The sequence below is a fragment of the Nonomuraea sp. SBT364 genome, from assembly GCF_001083785.1.
Taxonomy (GTDB): domain Bacteria; phylum Actinomycetota; class Actinomycetes; order Streptosporangiales; family Streptosporangiaceae; genus Nonomuraea.
The window spans coordinates 1-3338 of the sequence record NZ_LAVL01000313.1; the positions used below are offsets into that span (position 1 = coordinate 1).

At 72.7% G+C, this 3338-nt stretch carries 3 protein-coding genes; all 3 read left to right on the forward strand.

Annotated features, from left to right (window positions below; all coding sequences use genetic code 11):
- Positions 1-224 precede the first annotated feature (224 nt).
- Positions 225-1361: a sensor histidine kinase gene (locus tag ADY59_RS46855; RefSeq protein WP_049577720.1), complete on the forward strand. Its 1137-nt coding sequence runs from the start codon at positions 225-227 to the stop codon at positions 1359-1361.
- A gap of 4 nt (positions 1362-1365) precedes the next feature.
- Entirely contained in the window at positions 1366-2025 is a 660-nt protein-coding gene (locus ADY59_RS46860; RefSeq protein ID WP_082310928.1) for a response regulator, read from the forward strand.
- 579 nt (positions 2026-2604) lie between these two features.
- The coding region (locus ADY59_RS52175) for a hypothetical protein (protein ID WP_049577723.1) at positions 2605-3338 on the forward strand (734 nt) is incomplete at its 3' end.

Here is a 3338-nt window from a genome sequence, read left to right on the forward strand (position 1 = left end):
GCCCCCAACCGCCCCGCCAGCCGGTACGGCCCGACGGAGGTGGGATCGTCAGGACGCAGCGGCTGCATGAGTCTCCTGTGACGGATGGGACCAAGTCGCCCAGAACCCTAGCGCGGAACACAGCGTCCAAGGTCGTTTCTCCGCGCACGTCACCCTCCCGGCTGACATGCGATGTCAACCCCAGGACTGACGCGCCACTTCGGCCCTGTTCGTAAACTCCCAGCGTGGACACCCTGGTACCGACCTGGCTACGCGCTCTCCCGCCACGCCGGGTGGATCTGATCATCACCGCCGTCGTCACGGCGGCCACCGTGGTGCCCTTGCTGCTGCCGTCCCCCGGCGACTGGTGGCTGATCCTGCTGGCCCTGCTCGCCTCCGTGCCCCTCTACTGGCGACGCGCCGCCCCGATGTGGACCGGCCTCGTCGTCGCCCTCGCCATGTGCGTGCTGGTGCTCTGGGTCAAACCACTGCTCCCCTACGGCCCCCTGGTGTCCGTCTACACCGTGGCCTCGCTGGACGACAAGATGAAACGGCTGGTGTCCATCCCGGTCATCGCCGTCACGGCCACCCTGTCGCTCGCGCTGCCCAACGAGCAGCCGGAGACCTGGCGCTACATGGCCACCGTGCTGGTGGCCGCCTACGCGCTCGGCGTCGGCGCAAGAGCCCGCCGCGCCCACGCCTCCGAGCTGGCCGAGCGCACCCGCAGGCTGGCCCACGAGCGCGGTGTCGCCGCCGCCCACGAACGCACCCGCATCGCCCGCGACGTGCACGACATCGTCACCCACTCGGTCGGCCTCATGGTGGTCCAGGCCGAAGCGGGCCCGGTCGTCCTCAGATCCGACCCCGCCCGCGCCGAAGGCGCCTTCAACGCGATCGGCGACATCGGCCGAGGCGCCCTCGTCCAACTGCGCGGCCTCCTCACCACCCTCCGCGCCACCGACGGCTCACCCGGCGTCGACGCTCTCGGCCAACTCGTGGAGCGCATCTCCGACGCCGGCCTCCACGTCCGCCTCGAGCACACCGGCACCCCCCGCCCGGTGCCGTCCGAAACCGGCGTGACCATCTACCGCGTCACCCAGGAAGCCCTCACCAACGTCCTCCGCCACTCCCCCGCCGACGCCGTCACCGTGCACCTCTCCTGGCAACCCACCACCCTCACCCTGCAGATCACCGAAACCGCCACCACCCCGGCCCCCGCAAGCACACCCGTCCCCGGCCGAGCCGGTCCGGGCATCCCTCACCGGACGGGCGGGCACGGGCTGGCGGGCATGCGGGAGAGGGTCGCGGCCTGTGGCGGCACCTTCGAAGCGGGCCCGGGCGCACACGGGTTCGTCGTCACCGCCCACCTTCCGGTTGGATGACGTCGTGCTGCGTGTGCTCATCGTCGACGACCAGGACCTGTTCCGGGCGGGCTTCGCCATGATCCTCGACGCCCAGCCCGACATCACCGTGGTCGGCGAGGCGGGCGACGGCGCCTCGGCCATCGCCGCCGCCGCCGACCTGTCGCCCGACGTGGTCCTGATGGACATCCAGATGCCCGGCATGGGCGGCGTCGAGGCCACAGAACGCATCTGCGCGACGACCTCCGCCAAGGTGCTCGTCCTGACGATGTTCGACCTCGACGAGTACGTGTACGGCGCGCTCCGGGCGGGCGCGAGCGGCTTCATCCTCAAGGACATCCGCCGCGACGAGCTGGCCCACGCCGTCCGGGTGGTCGCCTCCGGGGAGTCCCTGCTGGCCCCGGCCGTCACCCGGCGCATCGTCGAAGACCTGGTCAGACGCCCCGGCCACGGCGTCGCCCCCCGGCTCGCCGCCCGCCTCGACCGCCTGACCGAACGCGAGGCCGAAACCCTCCGCCTGGTCGCACGGGGCAGCTCCAACGCCGAGATCGCCGCCCAGCTCGTCGTCAGCGAGCACACGGTCAAGACCCACGTCAGCCGCATCCTCACCAAGCTCGGGCTCCGCGACCGCGTCCAGGCCGTCGTCTTCGCCTACGAATCCGGCCTCGTCACCGCCGGCGACTGACCCCCAACCGCCCGCTACGGCCGACGGTTGACCACCCCTCGCCACCGGTTCGGCTGCCCGTGCCTCCCCCACCACCGACACGGCCGGCACCTGACCGGCCCACCAGCGATGCGCCCGGCCCCTGCCCTCCCTGCCAGCGCCACGATCGGCATCAGACCACCCGACCAGCGATGGGTCGGGGCCTGGGCGCCCTGCCAGCGGCGCGATCTGGTCTCAGGGACGAACGCTCGCGTCGAGATCCCGGCCCACGGAGAGCAGTGGACGGTCCCGCCCGCTCGTATGGCCGCCGCTCAGGGATGCCCTCCGGGCGCACGCCGCTCGATGGGACACCGTTCGGGAGGATGCCCCACCAGAGGGCACCCATGGCTTCGCCTGATCCCAAAGAACTCTCAGGGCGTGCATCGCTCGCGAACACACCGCTCGTGGGGAAGGTGCCCCCAGCACTGCTCTCTCGGGGGCACACCGCCGGGGGCGCCGATCGGTGGGGGAGGTGGGGTGGGTGTAGGTCGTGGGAGGGACGCCGGGGATCGGTCTCAGGGGCGACGATTTCGAGGGGCCGCACGGCGGAGGATCGCCGACATGAAGATTTGGCAGGCAATCGCCGCCGCCGCACTGTCGGCGGCACTGTTCCATCTGGGCACCGGGCTGGATCCGGTCCCGTGGGTGACCTGGCTCGCGCCGCTGCCCGTGCTCCTGGTGGCGTCGAGGGTCAAGGGCTGGGCGGCGTTCGGGGCCGGGACGTTCACGTGGGCGGCGGGGCAGGCGGCCCTCTGGCCGTACTTCCTGAACGTCATCGAGCTGCCGCTGCTCATCATCGCGGTCAGTCAGCTGGCGGCGGCGCTGGTGTTCGGGCTGGCGGTCGTGGGGCACCGGTTCCTGCTGCTGCGCGGGCGGCCGCTGTCCGGTGCGGTCGTGGTGCCGGCCGCGTGGGTGGTCATGGAGTACGTGATCTCGCTGGTGATGCCGCACGGGGCGTGGTGGAGTCTGGCGTACACGCAGGCCGAGGTGCTGCCCGTGCTGCAGACGGCGTCGACTACCGGCATCTGGGGGATCACGTTCCTGCTGCTGGGGGTCCCTTCGGCGGTCTCGGCCGTGGTCGGGGCCCGGTCGGCGGCCAGGAACGAACCAGTCGGCCGGCGGGCCGACACAGGCGGCGTCTCCAGCACGCCCGGCCGCACCCCCGACGCCCCCGGCCCCGGCGCCGCTGGCCCGGGGGCCGGAGGCCCGGGTTCCGGCGGCCCGGGTTCCGGCGGCCCGGGTTCCGGCGGTCCGGGTTCCGGAGGTCCGGGGGCCGGGAGTGCGGGGGCCGGGAG